23 protein-coding genes are annotated in these 14436 nt (G+C 62.3%); all 23 read right to left on the bottom strand.

What is annotated here, in order from left to right:
• Positions 1 to 83 precede the first annotated feature (83 nt).
• Positions 84 to 497, bottom strand: a complete 414-nt coding sequence (locus tag VF497_RS10250) for a GtrA family protein (protein ID WP_330888314.1) — start codon at positions 495 to 497, stop codon at positions 84 to 86.
• Complete coding sequence (locus VF497_RS10245) at positions 461 to 2488, bottom strand: hypothetical protein (protein WP_330888312.1); 2028 nt, start codon at positions 2486 to 2488, stop codon at positions 461 to 463. Before VF497_RS10245 ends, VF497_RS10250 begins: the two co-directional genes overlap by 37 nt.
• Before the next feature lie 81 nt (positions 2489 to 2569).
• Entirely contained in the window at positions 2570 to 3073 is a 504-nt protein-coding gene (locus VF497_RS10240) for a disulfide bond formation protein B (RefSeq protein ID WP_330888310.1), read from the bottom strand.
• Positions 3074 to 3140: 67 nt separating this feature from the next.
• Positions 3141 to 4286, bottom strand: coding sequence for a hypothetical protein (locus tag VF497_RS10235; RefSeq protein WP_330888308.1), 1146 nt, complete (start codon positions 4284 to 4286; stop codon positions 3141 to 3143).
• Positions 4287 to 4416: 130 nt separating this feature from the next.
• Complete coding sequence (rplQ, locus tag VF497_RS10230) at positions 4417 to 4800, bottom strand: 50S ribosomal protein L17 (protein ID WP_330888306.1); 384 nt, start codon at positions 4798 to 4800, stop codon at positions 4417 to 4419.
• Between the two features lie 146 nt (positions 4801 to 4946).
• Positions 4947 to 5945, bottom strand: a complete 999-nt coding sequence (locus tag VF497_RS10225; RefSeq protein WP_330888304.1) for a DNA-directed RNA polymerase subunit alpha — start codon at positions 5943 to 5945, stop codon at positions 4947 to 4949.
• 186 nt (positions 5946 to 6131) lie between these two features.
• Positions 6132 to 6770: a 30S ribosomal protein S4 gene (rpsD, locus tag VF497_RS10220; RefSeq protein WP_330888302.1), complete on the bottom strand. Its 639-nt coding sequence runs from the start codon at positions 6768 to 6770 to the stop codon at positions 6132 to 6134.
• Positions 6771 to 6927: 157 nt separating this feature from the next.
• A complete protein-coding gene (gene rpsK / locus VF497_RS10215) occupies positions 6928 to 7320 on the bottom strand; it encodes a 30S ribosomal protein S11 (protein ID WP_018974003.1) in 393 nt (130 codons plus the stop codon).
• An 18-nt stretch (positions 7321 to 7338) separates the two neighbouring features.
• A complete protein-coding gene (rpsM, locus tag VF497_RS10210; RefSeq protein WP_330888299.1) occupies positions 7339 to 7698 on the bottom strand; it encodes a 30S ribosomal protein S13 in 360 nt (119 codons plus the stop codon).
• A 175-nt stretch (positions 7699 to 7873) separates the two neighbouring features.
• Positions 7874 to 9220 carry a preprotein translocase subunit SecY gene (secY, locus tag VF497_RS10205; protein WP_330888297.1) on the bottom strand — a complete coding sequence of 449 codons (1347 nt, stop codon included), beginning with the start codon at positions 9218 to 9220 and terminating at the stop codon, positions 7874 to 7876.
• Between the two features lie 12 nt (positions 9221 to 9232).
• Entirely contained in the window at positions 9233 to 9667 is a 435-nt protein-coding gene (gene rplO / locus VF497_RS10200; protein WP_330888295.1) for a 50S ribosomal protein L15, read from the bottom strand.
• A gap of 28 nt (positions 9668 to 9695) precedes the next feature.
• Positions 9696 to 9902, bottom strand: coding sequence for a 50S ribosomal protein L30 (rpmD, locus tag VF497_RS10195; protein WP_330888293.1), 207 nt, complete (start codon positions 9900 to 9902; stop codon positions 9696 to 9698).
• Positions 9889 to 10404 (bottom strand): 30S ribosomal protein S5, encoded by a 516-nt coding sequence (gene rpsE / locus VF497_RS10190; protein ID WP_018974008.1) that lies wholly within the window; start codon positions 10402 to 10404, stop codon positions 9889 to 9891. Before rpsE ends, rpmD begins: the two co-directional genes overlap by 14 nt.
• Positions 10405 to 10491: 87 nt before the next feature.
• On the bottom strand, positions 10492 to 10851 hold the full coding sequence (gene rplR / locus VF497_RS10185; RefSeq protein WP_330888289.1) for a 50S ribosomal protein L18: 360 nt from the start codon (positions 10849 to 10851) through the stop codon (positions 10492 to 10494).
• A gap of 33 nt (positions 10852 to 10884) precedes the next feature.
• Complete coding sequence (gene rplF / locus VF497_RS10180; RefSeq protein ID WP_330888287.1) at positions 10885 to 11412, bottom strand: 50S ribosomal protein L6; 528 nt, start codon at positions 11410 to 11412, stop codon at positions 10885 to 10887.
• Positions 11413 to 11436: 24 nt separating this feature from the next.
• Positions 11437 to 11835, bottom strand: a complete 399-nt coding sequence (rpsH, locus tag VF497_RS10175) for a 30S ribosomal protein S8 (RefSeq protein WP_330888285.1) — start codon at positions 11833 to 11835, stop codon at positions 11437 to 11439.
• 88 nt (positions 11836 to 11923) lie between these two features.
• The gene (gene rpsN, locus VF497_RS10170; RefSeq protein ID WP_330888283.1) at positions 11924 to 12229 is read right to left on the bottom strand and encodes a 30S ribosomal protein S14; all 306 of its coding nucleotides are present in this window, start codon (positions 12227 to 12229) and stop codon (positions 11924 to 11926) included.
• A 19-nt stretch (positions 12230 to 12248) separates the two neighbouring features.
• On the bottom strand, positions 12249 to 12788 hold the full coding sequence (gene rplE / locus VF497_RS10165) for a 50S ribosomal protein L5 (RefSeq protein ID WP_026293391.1): 540 nt from the start codon (positions 12786 to 12788) through the stop codon (positions 12249 to 12251).
• A gap of 12 nt (positions 12789 to 12800) precedes the next feature.
• Positions 12801 to 13112, bottom strand: coding sequence for a 50S ribosomal protein L24 (gene rplX, locus VF497_RS10160; RefSeq protein WP_330888278.1), 312 nt, complete (start codon positions 13110 to 13112; stop codon positions 12801 to 12803).
• A gap of 37 nt (positions 13113 to 13149) precedes the next feature.
• Positions 13150 to 13518, bottom strand: a complete 369-nt coding sequence (gene rplN / locus VF497_RS10155; RefSeq protein WP_018974015.1) for a 50S ribosomal protein L14 — start codon at positions 13516 to 13518, stop codon at positions 13150 to 13152.
• Positions 13519 to 13544: 26 nt separating this feature from the next.
• Positions 13545 to 13820 (bottom strand): 30S ribosomal protein S17, encoded by a 276-nt coding sequence (gene rpsQ, locus VF497_RS10150; RefSeq protein ID WP_018974016.1) that lies wholly within the window; start codon positions 13818 to 13820, stop codon positions 13545 to 13547.
• Between the two features lie 9 nt (positions 13821 to 13829).
• Positions 13830 to 14027 carry a 50S ribosomal protein L29 gene (gene rpmC / locus VF497_RS10145; RefSeq protein WP_018974017.1) on the bottom strand — a complete coding sequence of 66 codons (198 nt, stop codon included), beginning with the start codon at positions 14025 to 14027 and terminating at the stop codon, positions 13830 to 13832.
• Positions 14027 to 14436 (bottom strand): 50S ribosomal protein L16 (gene rplP, locus VF497_RS10140; RefSeq protein ID WP_330888272.1); only part of this gene is annotated, 410 nt, incomplete at its 5' end. The genes rpmC and rplP, both read right to left, overlap by 1 nt.

Here is a 14436-nt window from a genome sequence, read left to right as displayed (position 1 = left end):
TGGTATCAACGCCGATCGGGAAAGGGGGCGTCATCATGCCAGATCGCCGCACAAAACTTCAGCGCATGCGGGCAGAAGGATGTTCAGCGATACACCCAATAGCGGGATGCCAGGAAGCTGCTCAACGCCAGCATGCCGTCGACCGCGGGTTTCGCCAGCCATGCGCCATGCAGGCCGAAGACGTTGCCGATCGCCACCAGCGAAAGGGTGCTCAAAGCGGCGTTCGCCAGCCAAAGAATCAAATAGCGCGCGAAGTGCCGGCCGTTCGGCCGGCTGCCATCACGCGCAAACGTGATGCTGCCGTTAAGCCAGAATCCAAGCAAGGCGCCACTTACGCGACCCGCGACGTTGGCGAATGGCAATCCCAGGCCGGCATGGCTGAGCGATACCATGACCGCCCAATCCAGCAGCCATTGCAACACGCCGATCGCAACGAAATAGCGGCCTTGCCGCAACCAACTCATGGTGACGGATGCCGCTGGGCCGGGATCTTCCACGCCCATAATTCGGCGTTGTCGATCGCGCGCACGCGCTCGGCATCGGGAGCCGCCAGCGCCGCGCGTTGCGCGGGACTGAGGCGGTTCGCATGCAGCAGCAGCCACCTCGCACCGCTGTCGTCAATCAACCGCCGCCACGCTGCGCCGCCAGGATCGGCATCGGCAGCGCTCGCGGCTGCATCCAACGACGGCGCATACCACGACACCGTGCGGCCGCAGCCTGCCAACTCGGCGACGAACGGTGCCTGTCGATCCAGCGACAAAATGATCGAATCCGATGGGTCGCGTTTGCGCAACTCGGCAATGAGCAGCCGCTCGGGTGCAAAGCGCTGCAGCACGACCTCGGTGTCACCTAAATTGGTCAACAGACGCTTGCGTGCTACCGTATCCAGCGGCCAAGGTCCGTTGGCCTGGAACGCGAGATTCAACACGCACAGGACGTAGGCGAGGATGGAAAAGTGCGACGGCCCCACGGCTGCACTTCCGGCGACCGTCAGCACGGGCAACAGCAATACGAGTCCCGGAAAGGCATAACGCGCGTATTGCATCGGTAGCAGCGGCAACAGCATGACCGCGCTGGCTGTCAACGCGTAGGCGCGCGTCTCGCGACGGTACAGCGCCCACAGCCAGGCGCCGGCATACGCGACCAGCACGAAACCATACCCTCCCGGATCGCCGTCGGCGTAGCGAGGCGTGTCGAACGTAATCAACCACGGCAACAGCGCGCTGAACCCCGCGTGCCAGCGCGCGTCGTGGAGCTGATGCGCCGGCATCACCGCCGACTGGAACACATTGTTGAACAACGGCAGCATCGGATTGCCGCTGACGTGCCAGGCATGGAAATAGCTCGAGCCGGCGACGAGCAGAAAAATGCCGACACCGGCTAGCGCGGTCTTCGCGCCGACTCCGGCGTGGATGCGAGCACCCGCCCAGATCAGCATCGCCAGCGCCGATATCGCTTGGCCGAATTTCAATCCGAAGAGACCGCCGATCAATATCGCGCCCAAGTAGAAGCTGCGGTCGTCGTTGCACTCATCGCGCAAAACCAGCAGCACAAATGCCGCCATCAACGCGATCGCCGGCAACTCAGTCTGCATGCCTGCGGCGAGACCGGCAAGCAGCGGCATGCTCGCGAATACGGCGACAACCTGCCAGCCCAGACGCGCATCGGCACGCAATGCCATCGTGAGACGGCCGAGCAACGCGGCAGCAGCCAACAGCCACAGCGAATCGACTGCTCCGCGGGCTTCACGCCCGGCGAGCACTTGGGCGATGCCTTGTATGACATCGCCCAACCACGGCGCGAGTGCCCAAATCTGCAGCGTGGGATCCATCGCATAGAAACCGTTCCGTTGCAGCTGCGTCGGCAAGCCGAGATGATAGGCCAGGTCATCCGATTGCATCGTCGGCAACCATGCCCCGGTCAATGCGATCCCCACGACCAATACCGCCACTGCGGAATGCAGCGGAGCAGCGTCCACTGCCTCCCTCCAGGCGCGACGCAGCGTCGTTGCCATCACGAGGAGGACTCGCCAGCGCCAGACACAAACGGCGATGGTCGTCGTCAGATAGACGACACGAGTATGCACGCCAAGCGGCAAGAACCAGCCAAGGCAGCCCCCGATCAAGGCAAGCCCCGTAGGTAGCGCGATCAACGTTGCCCCAAGGCCGCGCGACGCGACAAACAAACTGCCCACCGCGAATGCCGTCGCCGCGAGAAGCAGGCTCGCGGCGACCGGCGCAACTCCGGTGAAAAAAACCAGCGCCGCGCCCCAAAAGACGGCATAGCCGTTTGCCCAGCGCCAACGAAACAACCGGCCCAGCGCGGTAGCCACTACGGTCGAAACCAGCGCTAGCTCCAAGGTTTCGACAAACCGACCTGCAGGAAACGCTTCCCACATCCTGTGCGTGAGCAATCCGATCGCGCAAGCAACCGGCCCTGACCAGACCAGTATCTTCGGAATGACGGGACGAACCCTTTCGAACAGCACGACGGATTCCTTCCAACTGCCGGGAACCGATGCGCCGATGGCATCGTCCGGTTATTCAAATCCAGCGACGAAAAATGCGCCTCAGCGTTTGTGAAAGCCCGCCCAAACTGCGCCCGCGCCGAGAGCGGCGAAGGAGACCAGCGTCCAGAACGGCATCGACAGGCTGAGGAAGGTCCAGTTGACGACCGAACAATCGGCGTCCCCTCTGAAGATCATCTTCAGCGTCTTGCTGATTGGGAAGTTCTCAATCATGTAGTTCCAGCCCGGCGTACAACCCGCGAGGGGATCGGGTGGCTGGTGCTGCACCCAAAGATGGAATCCCGCGACGCCGATGCCAATGCAAGCCACCAGCAACAACAGCAGCGTGAAAATTTTTCGGCCCAACGAGCCCGGATTAACCAAGGAGCCGGCAAGAAACACGATTCCCAACGTGACGAAGACGACGCGCTGCGCGCCGCAAAGCGGACAGGGTTCTATTCCGAGCTGGAACTGCACAAAGAATGCGTAGGCGAGCAACGCAGTGCATGCCAGAAAACCAGTGAAGAACTGGGCGCGAAAAGACCACCGGAATGGATTGAATGTCATTGCTGTGTTGTCTCAACTCGAATATGGATGATTGAGGTTTGACTACGACCAATCTTTGAGCAGTGTCCTACAAGCTGAAATACCCGGTGATCTGGCCCAGACATGCACTGACCGCAAGCACCGCCCAAAGTGCCGTGGTCGCCGTTTCGATTTTTTCGTTCTGCCGCTCGCGGAAGACGAGCCAAAAAGCGATCGGCGCGAGGGCATAGCGGTGCTCGACCATCCACGAACTGAGCAAGGCGACCAGGGTCAACGGATACAACATCCATGCCGAAGGCGGGTGCAGACGGGTGCCGGCGAGTCCACAGCCTGCAGCCACGACAAGCAGGCCGAACGCGGCCTTCCATTGCCACGCCGATTGCGCCAGCAGGATGACACGGTTGTGCAGCATCCACGGCTCGAGAGCCTGGTTGAACGGGTGATCGACCCGAAACAGTTGCCAGAACAAGGCGAACACCACGAGCGGAATCGCGATGAGCCAGGGACGCGCGCGTACGCGGGTTGCGAACTCTTTCAGCCCGATACCGACATGCAGCGGGAACAACACCACACACAGGAACAGGGTGAAATACACGTTGCCGACATGGATCGAAAAATCGGGATGCATCGTCGCCTGCTCTTTCGAGAGCGAGATGCTGCCGTTGCATGCCCAGTAGACGAGGAACAGGCCGATGCCGACTGCGTACGGCCACGTCCGCGCGAGCATCGGGCGCAGCGGCGGCAACGGGAAAGCGCGATCGGCGGACAGCGCGATCCACGCGTACAGCGGCAGCCAGATGACATTGGTCTGGCGGATGCAGAGCGCGAGGATCATCAAGGCTCCGGAAATCACATGGCGCCCGCTCAGCGTTATCGCCCCCGCCGCGAGCACGACAGCAAGCGAAAGCACGTCGGTGTAGACCATGAAATCGTAGGGGAACAGGATCGGCAGCAGCGCGAACTGCAGCGTCGCGGCCGCCTCTTCTTTGCCAGTGGCGTTGCGCCGCATCCAGTGGAACGCGCCGATCGCGAGCAGGCCGTACGCAGCGTTGAGCCAGCGCGCCGCGGCCAGCGTGCGCAAATCGGTCACCCAGAGTATCGCCGCCGAGATCGCGTGGTATCCGGGGAGTACGGTCAGGATATCCCAGGCGACTTTGAACTTGCCGTGATCGAACCAGTTGATGTGGGAGTAATGCGCGATCTCGTCGGGAGTCGGCTTTGCGTCCGCGGCCAACAATCCGATCGCGATATACAGAAACGCAAATCCGGCCCATGCGGGCCGGATTCGGTGGAGCTGCGACAACAGGGTTAGCATCAACCCAACCCGTCGCGAGCAACGGCGTGCCGCATGAGGCGGACGCGCCTTATTCTTCCGTAGCCGCTTCCGTGCGCGGACGATCGACAAGTTCGACGTAGGCCATCGGCGCATTGTCGCCGACGCGGTTGCCGCACTTGAGGATACGCGTGTAGCCGCCCTTGCGCTCGCGGTAACGCGGGCCGAGTTCGACGAACAGCTTGCCGACGGCGACCTTGTCGCGCAGGCGCGCGAACGCGAGACGGCGGTTGGCGACGCTGTCGACCTTGGCCAGCGTGATCAGCGGCTCGGCGACGCGGCGCAGTTCCTTCGCCTTCGGCAGCGTGGTCTTGATCAGCTCGTGCTTGATGATCGACGCGGCCATGTTCTTGAACATCGCTTCGCGATGCGAGCTGGTACGGTTGAGCTTGCGACCGGATTTCATGTGACGCATAAATAATTCCCAGTTTGTATAACTTTATAATTGTGGACTTCGGCGCGGAATTGCGCGGAAGTTGAACTCTTGGTTCATGGCCGTCCGAATGGCCCTGCAGCTTCCCTTTCTTCACCCCGACCATGGCCGGGGCGAGGAATGACAACTCAGTTCATCTGCATGCCGTGCTGCAGGCCCGACGGCGGCCAGTTCTCGAGCTTCATGCCGAGCGAGAGGCCGCGCGAGAACAGCACGTCCTTGATCTCGGTCAGCGACTTCTTGCCGAGGTTCGGCGTCTTCAGCAGCTCGACTTCGGTGCGCTGCACGAGGTCACCGATGTAGTAGATGCTCTCGGCCTTCAGGCAGTTCGCCGAACGCACGGTGAGCTCGAGATCGTCGATCGGACGCAGCAGCACCGGGTCGACACCGGCCTTGTCGGTCTTCGCCTCCGAGGTCTCGCGGCGGGTGAAGTCACCGAAGATCGTGAGCTGGTCGAGCAGCGTTTCCGCGGCCTTGCGCACGGCTTCTTCCGCTTCCACGGTGCCGTTGGTCTCGATGTCGAACACGAGCTTGTCGAGGTCGGTGCGCTGTTCGACGCGCGCGCTGTCGACTTCGTACGCCACGCGGCGCACCGGGCAGAACGAGGCGTCGAGCTGCAGGCGGCCGATCGGACGGCTTTCGTCGTCCGGGCGGCGACGCGAGGTGGCCGGCTGGTAGCCGATACCGCGCGCGACCTTCAAGCGCATGTTCAGCGCGATGTCCTTGGTCAGGTGGCAGATCACGTGTTCGGGATTGACGATCTCGACATTGTGGTCGACCTTGATGTCCGCGGCCGTGACCACGCCCTTGCCCTTCTTCGACAGGGTCAGGGTGGTTTCGTCGAGGTTATGCAGGCGCAGGGCGACGTCCTTGAGGTTGAGCAGGACTTCGATCACGTCTTCCTGCAGGCCTTCGAGGGTCGTGTACTCGTGCAGCACGCCATCGATCTCGACTTCGATGATCGCAGCGCCCGGGATCGAGGACAGCAGCACGCGACGCAGCGCGTTGCCGAGCGTGTGGCCGAAGCCGCGCTCCAGGGGTTCAACCGAAACTTTCGCGCGGTTCGCACCGAGCTGTTCTACATGCAGGCCGCGCGGACGCAGGATGGTAGTAGGCGAGTTTGCCATGAACTACGCTCTCCGATTAGAGATAAAGGAAATCAGATTGAGAAGATCGATGCCGAGCATCCAACTTCACTTTTTAACCCCCTTAAGTTAAGGGGGCGATCGAATTCCGGCAGCGCCGGAATTCGATGGGGTTGTGGTAGATACGTGCGCCCGGCAGAAAATTCAAGCCGGAAACCCGGATCAAGCTTACTTACTGTACAACTCGACGATCAGCGACTCGTTGATGTCGCTCGGCAGGTCCGAGCGCTCCGGCAGCGCCTTGAGCGTGCCGGCAAACTTGTTCGCATCGACTTCGAGCCAGCCCGGGGCCAGATCCATTTCCTGCGACAGGGTCAGCGCTTCCTTGATGCGCAGTTGGTTGCGCGACTTCTCGGCGACGGAGATCTGATCGCCGGCCTGGACCGCATACGACGGCAGGTTGACCTTCTTGCCGTTGACCTCGATCGCCTTGTGCGCGACGAGCTGGCGGGCCTGAGCGCGGGTCACCGCGAAACCCATGCGGTAAACGATGTTGTCCAGACGCGACTCGAGCAGACGCAGCAGGTTCTCACCCGTGTTGCCGCGCGTCTTCGACGCCTTGACGTAGTAGTTGCTGAACTGGCGCTCGAGCAGGCCGTAGATGCGCTTGACCTTCTGCTTCTCGCGCAGCTGCACCGCGTAGTCCGACAGGCGCGATTTCTTCCCCGCGCCGCCGCCGGCGCCATGCTGGCCGGGCTTGTTCTCGAGCTTGCACTTCGAGTCGAGCGCGCGAGCCGGGCTCTTGAGGCTGAGGTCGGCGCCTTCGCGGCGCGCAAGCTTGCAGGTGGGACCGATGTACCGTGCCATGTGATCTTCTCTTCGTTGCGAGTCCGGCCACGCGTGGCCGATTCCTTGAATTTAGTGATCAACCGATCACATCAGACTCTGTGTATTTAAGATTTCTATTGAAAAGTGCGGCCACGGATGGCCGCTTCTTGATTCTCGCGATCAGGGATGATCGCAATTACACCCGGCGCTTCTTCGGAGGACGGCAGCCGTTGTGCGGGATCGGGGTGACGTCGATGATGTTGGTCACCTTCACGCCGATGTTGTTGAGCGAACGCACCGCCGACTCGCGGCCCGGGCCCGGGCCCTTGATGCGCACTTCGGCGGTCTTCACGCCGTATTCCTGCGCGACGCGGCCGGCTTTCTCCGCCGCAACCTGGGCTGCGAACGGGGTCGACTTGCGCGAACCGCGGAAACCCGCGCCGCCCGCGGTCGCCCACGACAGCGCATTGCCCTGGCGATCGGTGATCGTCACGACGGTGTTGTTGAACGAAGCCTGCACGTGAACGATCGCATCGGTGACGACGCGCTTGGCTTTCTTCTTGGTCTTGGCAGCGACCGGCTTATTCATGAGTCAAGGTTTCCTGAATTAGTTCTTCTTGATGGCACGGCGCGGACCCTTGCGCGTGCGCGCATTGGTGCGCGTGCGCTGGCCGCGTATCGGCAGGCCGCGACGGTGGCGCATGCCGCGATAGGTGCCGAGGTCCATCAGGCGCTTGATGCTGATGCCGACTTCGCGGCGCAGGTCGCCCTCGACCACGAACTTCGCGACTTCGGCACGAAGCTTCTCGACTTCGGACTCGGTCAGCGACTTGATCTTGGTCGCCGGATTGACGCCCGCGGCGTCACAGACCAGCTTCGACCGCGTGCGGCCGATACCGTAAATGCTTTGCAGTCCGATCACGACGTGTTTCTGGACCGGCAGGTTGACACCCGCAATACGCGCCATCTTTCTATCTCCGAGAGGATCAAAGCGCTTGGAAGCGCAGTGAACTGTAAATTATAACTGGTTTTTCACGTTTCCGGAAGCCCAAGGGCCTGCCGGATATGGGTTTTTTCCAACCGGACCGGAACCTTGGCGCGGTATCGAAACGCCCCGCCATCGGCCCGGTCCGGTTTCGGGCCTATCGCGCCGGGCTTCCGCCGCGGCCGTAGCCCTTCAAATTCGCCTTCTTCAGCAGGCTTTCGTACTGGTGCGAGACCAGGTGCGCCTGCACCTGCGCGGTGAAGTCCATGACCACCACAACCACGATCAGCAGCGAAGTGCCGCCGAAATAGAACGGCACATGGAAATACTGCTGCAGGAACGTCGGCACCACGCAGACCAGCACGAGGTACAGAGCACCGGCTCCGGTCAGGCGCGTCAGCACGCCGTCGATGTATTCGGCCGTCGCCTTGCCCGGACGAATGCCCGGAATCAGCGCGCCCGACTTCTTCAGATTCTCCGCGGTCTCGTTCGAGTTGAACACGAGCGCGGTGTAGAAGAATGCAAACACGATGATCAGCATCGCGTACAGGATCTCGTACAGCGGCTCGCCCGGCGCGATCGCCGCAGTCAACTGCTGCAGCCAGCGGATGTTCGTGCTGCCGCTGAACCACGACGATGCCGTCGCCGGGAACATGATCAGCGACGAGGCGAAGATCGCCGGAATCACGCCCGACATGTTGAGCTTGAGCGGCAGGTGCGAACTCTGGTTCATGTACGCCTGGCCGCCACCCTGGCGCCGCGCATAATTGACCGTGATGCGACGCTGGCCGCGCTCGACGAAGACGACGAACGCCGTCACCGCGACCACGATCAGCAGCACGAGCAGGACCTTGATGAAGTTCAGTTCGCCGTTCTGCGCCATCTGCAGGGTGTGATAGGTCGCACCCGGCAAACCGGCGACGATGCCGGCGAAGATCAGCATCGAGATGCCGTTGCCGATGCCACGCTCGGTGATCTGCTCACCGAGCCACATCAGGAACAGCGTGCCCGAGGTCAACGCGATCATCGAAGTCATGATGAAGCCGAAGCCCGGCGCATAGACGACCGGCTGACCGCTCGCGCTCTGGTGCATGAGCCAGCTCGAGATGCCGAACGACTGCACTGCGGCCAGGACCACCGTGAAGTAACGCGTCCACTGGGTCAGCTTGCGCCGGCCGGACTCGCCTTCCTTGCGCAGCGACTGCAGCGAGGGCACGACCTGGGCGACCATCTGCACGATGATCGACGCCGAGATGTACGGCACCACGCCGAGCGCGAAGATCGAGAAGCGCGCGAGCGCGCCGCCCGAGAACATGTTGGCCAGATCGATCAACCCGCCGCCACCGCCGAGCAGCGAGGTCATCGCCGCGGACTTGACGCCCGGCACCGGGATGAACGAGCCGAGGCGGTAGACGACGAGCGCACCGATCAGGAACAGGATGCGCTGCTTGAGCTCGGTCAATTTGCCGAGGCCTGCGAGCATGCTGGCTTGGGAAGCCGCCATGAGGTCGGTCCGTTACTCTACGCTGCCGCCGGCCGCGAGGATCGCCGCCTTGGCACCCGCAGTGACCGCCACGCCCTTCAGCTTCACCGCGCGCTTGAGCTCGCCCTTCTTGACGACCTTCGCGCGCTCGGCGCGAGTATCGACCAGACCGGCGGCCTTAAGTGCGTCGAAGTCGACCACGTCGGCCTTGACCGTCTCGAGCTTGTACAGCAGCACTTCGGACACCTTGTGCGCGAGCTTCGAGCGGAAGCCGACCTTCGGCAGACGACGCTGCATCGGCATCTGGCCGCCTTCGAAGCCCGGCTTGACCTTGCCCTTGCCGGTGCGCGCGAACTGACCCTTGTGGCCGCGGCCCGCGGTCTTGCCGAGGCCCGAACCGATGCCGCGACCGACGCGAACGCGCTTCGTGCGCGCACCCTTGGCAGGTTTGAGATTATTGAGACGCATTGTTCGATGCTCCGATATCTTGCTTTGCTCAGGCGCTCTCTTCGATGCGCACGAGATAGTTGACCTTGTTGACCAGACCGCGCACCTGCGGCGAGTCTTTCAGCTCGCGCACGTCGTTGAGCTTGTTCAGACCGAGCGCCTTCACGCTCAGGCGATGCACCCACTTGCAGCTGTTCATGCTCTTGTACAGGCGCACCTTGATCGTGCCGCCTTCCGTCTTCTTAGCCTTGGCCATAACCGCCCACCTCTTCGACTTTCTTGCCGCGCTTGGCAGCGATGCGCTCTGGAGTCGCCATCGCTTCCAGGCCCTTAATCGTGGCGCGCACGAGATTGATCGGGTTGCGCGAACCCTGCGCCTTGGCCAGCACGTTCTTCACGCCGACCACTTCGAGCACGGCGCGCATCGCGCCGCCGGCGATCACGCCGGTACCTTCGGACGCCGGCTGCATGTAGACCTTGGCCGCGCCGTGGTTGGCCTTGACCGCGTGCCAGAGCGTGCCGTTGTTGAGCTTGACCTGGGTCATGCCGCGACGCGCACGTTCCATCGCCTTCGAGATCGCGACCGGCACTTCGCGTGCCTTGCCGTAACCGAAGCCGACCTTGCCGTCGCCGTCGCCGACCACGGTCAGCGCGGTGAAGCTCATCTGCCGACCGCCCTTGACCGTCTTGGACACGCGGTTGACGGCAATGAGCTTCTCGAGCATGCCGTCGCTGTTTTCACGTTCATTCGTTGACATTACTTTTCACCTTGTGCCGCCCGTATCGCAGCGGACTTTTGCTTGCGGCGAAGCCGCTTAGAATTGTAAAGAAGTATATTTTTTCAATCAGAACTTGAGACCGGCCTCACGCGCCGCATCCGCCAGCGCTGCGATGCGACCGTGATAACGGAAACCCGAGCGGTCGAACGCGACGCTTTCGATGCCGGCAGCCTTCGCCTTCTCGGCGATCGCCTTGCCGACGGCCGCCGCCGCGGTCTTGTTCTTGGTGCCCTTGACCTCGCCCTTGATGGCCTTCTGCACGGTCGACGCGGCCGCAATCACCTTGCCGCCGTCGGCCGAAATGACCTGGGCGTAGATGTGCTGGTCGCTGCGATGCACGGTCAGGCGCGGCACGGCAAGCTTCTTGATGTGCATGCGCGTTGACTTGGCACGGCGCAGGCGGGATTCGTTCTTTTCGTTCGACATGGTTTCGTCTCCGGATAGCTGAAGGCCAAAAAATTAGGCCTTCTTGGCTTCCTTGATGGTGATCTTCTCGCCGGCGTAACGCACGCCCTTGCCCTTGTAGGGCTCGGGCGGACGGAACGCGCGGATCTTCGCCGCCGTCTCGCCGACGCGCTGCTTGTCGGCACCGGCGATCAATACTTCAGTCTGCGTCGGCGCGGTGATCGTGATGCCTTCCGGCGCCTTGAACAGGATCGGGTGCGAGAAGCCGAGCGAAAGGTTCAGGTCCTTGCCCTGCAGCGCGGCGCGATAGCCGACGCCGACGAGCTCGAGCTTGCGCTCGTAGCCTTCGCTGACGCCCTTGACCATGTTCGCCAGCACGGCGCGCGCGGTACCCGCGAACTTCGTCGTCTCGGTGTCCTTCGAGGCGAGCAGCACTTCGCTGCCGTTGACGTTGACTTCGACGCCTGCGGGCAGGGCGAACGACAACGTGCCCTTCGGGCCCTTCACCGTCACCGCTTCACCGGCGACCTTCAGTTCGACGCCCTTCGGCAGCGCGATCGGTTTTTTAGCAACTCGTGACATTTGTATTCTCCAGTCGGGCCGCGATCAGACCACGGTGCCGATGACTTCGCCGCCGACGCCCTGCGCACGCGCCTGCGCGTCGGTCATGATGCCGGCCGGCGTGGTGACGATGGCAATGCCGAGGCCGCCCATCACTTTCGGCAGCGCGTCCTTGCCGCGGTACACGCGCAGGCCCGAACGGCTGACGCGGCTGATCGATTCGATCGCCGGCTTGCCTTCGAAATACTTCAGCGCGATCTCGAGCTCGGCCTTGTTGTTGGCCAGCTTGTTGACCTGGAAGTCGCGCACATAGCCTTCGTCCTTCAACACCTTGGCGATGGCTTGCTTGGTCTTGGATGCCGGCATGCGCACCGTCGGCTTCGCGGTCGCTTGCGCGTTGCGAATGCGGGTGAACATATCGGCGATGGGATCAGTCATGCTCATTGTTTCATTTCCTTAGCATCGATATCCGGAATGGATTTCGGTTGTATTTCTAAAAAAAGTCGAGAGTCCGAAAACGGACTTTCGGCTGTTACCAGGAAGCCTTGCGCAGGCCCGGCACGTCGCCGCGCATCGTCGCTTCGCGCAGCTTGTGGCGACCGAGCGAGAACTTGCGGTAGACGCCGCGCGGACGACCGGTCAGCTCGCAGCGGTTGCGCTGGCGCGAGGGGCTCGCGTCGCGCGGCAGCTTCTGCAGCTTGGTCTGCGCTTCTATCTTCTCTTCGTACGAAGACTTGGGGCTGAGCACGATCGCCTTCAGCTCCGCGCGCTTCGTCGCGTACTTCTTCACGATCTTCGCGCGCTTCTTCTCGCGCTCCACCATGCTGGTCTTTGCCATTGTCGTATCTCTTTGAGAATTAGTTGCGGAACGGGAAGCTGAAGGCCTCGAGCAGCGCCTTGGCTTCGGCATCCGTCTTCGCCGTCGTCGTGATCGCGATGTCCATGCCGCGCATCGCGTCAACCTGGTCGAAATCGATTTCCGGGAAGATGATCTGTTCCTTGATGCCCATGTTGTAGTTACCACGGCCGTCGAAGGCGCGGCCGGACACGCCGCGGAAGTCGCGCACGCGCGGCAGGGCGACGGTGATCAGGCGATCGAGGAACTCGAACATTTTCGCGCGGCGCAGCGTGACCTTGCAGCCGATCGGCCAGCCATCGCGGATCTTGAAGGTCGCGATCGACTTCTTCGACAGCGTCGCCACGGCCTTCTGGCCGGCGATCTTGTTCATGTCGGCGAGCGCGTTCTCGAGCACCTTCTTGTTCGCCGCGGCTTCGCCCACGCCCATGTTGAGCGTGATCTTCACCAGGCGCGGCACTTCCATCACGTTCTTGTAGCCGAACTTCTCGGTCAGCTTCGGAACGACGGTTTCTTTGTAATGTTTTTCCAAACGGGTCATGGCCATGGCTCCTTATACGTCCGCCTGCTCACCGGTCTTGAACACGCGCACCTTGCGGCCGTCGCCCAGCGTCTTGAAGCCGACGCGGCCGCCCTTGCCCGTAGCGCCGTTGAACAGGGCCACGTTCGACACGTGCATGGGGGCTTCGCGCTCGACGATGCCGCCCGGCTGGTTCGCCTGCGGGTTCGGCTTGGTGTGGCGCTTGACCAGGTTGATGTTCTGCACGACGACACGGTCGGCAGCGACGCGCAGCACTTCGCCGCGTTGGCCCTTGTATTTGCCGGTGATCACGATGACTTGATCACCTTTGCGAATCTTGTTCATGGCAATTTCCGAAAAGTATATTTTTGAAGCTCAGCGCTTACAGCACTTCCGGCGCGAGCGAAACGATCTTCATGAAGCGTTCGCTGCGCAGTTCGCGCGTGACCGGCCCGAAGATGCGCGTGCCGATCGGCTCGAGTTTGTTGTTCAGCAGCACAGCGGCGTTGCCGTCGAAGCGGATCAGCGAACCGTCGGCGCGACGCACGCCCTTGCGCGTACGCACGACGACCGCGTCGTAGACCTCGCCCTTCTTGACCTTGCCGCGCGGGATCGCATCACGGATCGACACCTTGATGATGTCGCCGATACCGGCGTAACGGCGCTTGGAGCCGCCGAGCACCTTGATGCAGAACAGCAGCTTGGCGCCGCTGTTGTCGGCTGCGGACAACGTGGATTGCATCTGGATCATGTTCTACTCCTCAACGTCCCACGTTGTTACTGGGCAGCGCGCGTCAGCACCTGCACGACGCGCCAGTTCTTGGTCTTCGACAGCGGGCGCGTCTCGACGATGCGCACCACGTCGCCTTCCTTGCACTCGCCGTTCTCGTCGTGCGCGTGCACCTTGGTCGAACGGCGCACGATCTTGCCGTACAGCGGATGCTGCACCTGGCGCTCGAGCAGCACGGTGACCGTCTTCTGCATCTTGTTGCTGACCACACGACCTTCGATCGTGCGCTGGGCCTTCTCGGCCTTGTTCGTCTGTTCGCTCATGGCCTGCCCTTACTTCGCCGCAGCCGACTTTTCAGTCAGCAACGTCTTGATTTGCGCGATTTCGTTACGCACGCGCTTGAAGTGATGCGTCTGGGTCTGCTGACCGGCGCTCTTCTGCATGCGCAGATTGAATTGCTCGCGGCGCAGCTCGAGGAGCTGGCTGTTGAGTTCTTGCGCGGATTGCTTGCGGAGGTCCTGGATATCCATCACATCACCGTACGATTCACGAATTGGGTCTGCACCGACAGCTTGGCCGCGGCCAGGCGGAACGCCTCGCGCGCCTCGGTCTCGCTGATGCCCTCGATTTCATAGAGCATGCGGCCGGGCTGCACGACGGCGACCCAGTACTCGACGCTGCCCTTGCCGGCGCCCATGCGGACTTCGATCGGCTTCTTGGTGATCGGCTTGTCGGGGAACACGCGGATCCAGAGCTTGCCGCCGCGCTTGACGAAACGCGTCACGCAGCGGCGCGCGGCTTCGATCTGGCGCGCGGTCAGATGACCGTGCGTCGTCGCCTTCAAGCCGTACTCGCCGAAGCTGACCTTGGTGGCAACGGTGGAGACGCCGCGGTTGCGGCCCTTCATCACCTTGCGGTATTTGGTATTTTTGGGTTGCA

Origin of the sequence: Rudaea sp. (assembly GCF_036383415.1) — a bacterium.
Taxonomy (GTDB): domain Bacteria; phylum Pseudomonadota; class Gammaproteobacteria; order Xanthomonadales; family Rhodanobacteraceae; genus Rudaea.
This window is presented reverse-complemented; position numbering and strand designations above follow the sequence as displayed.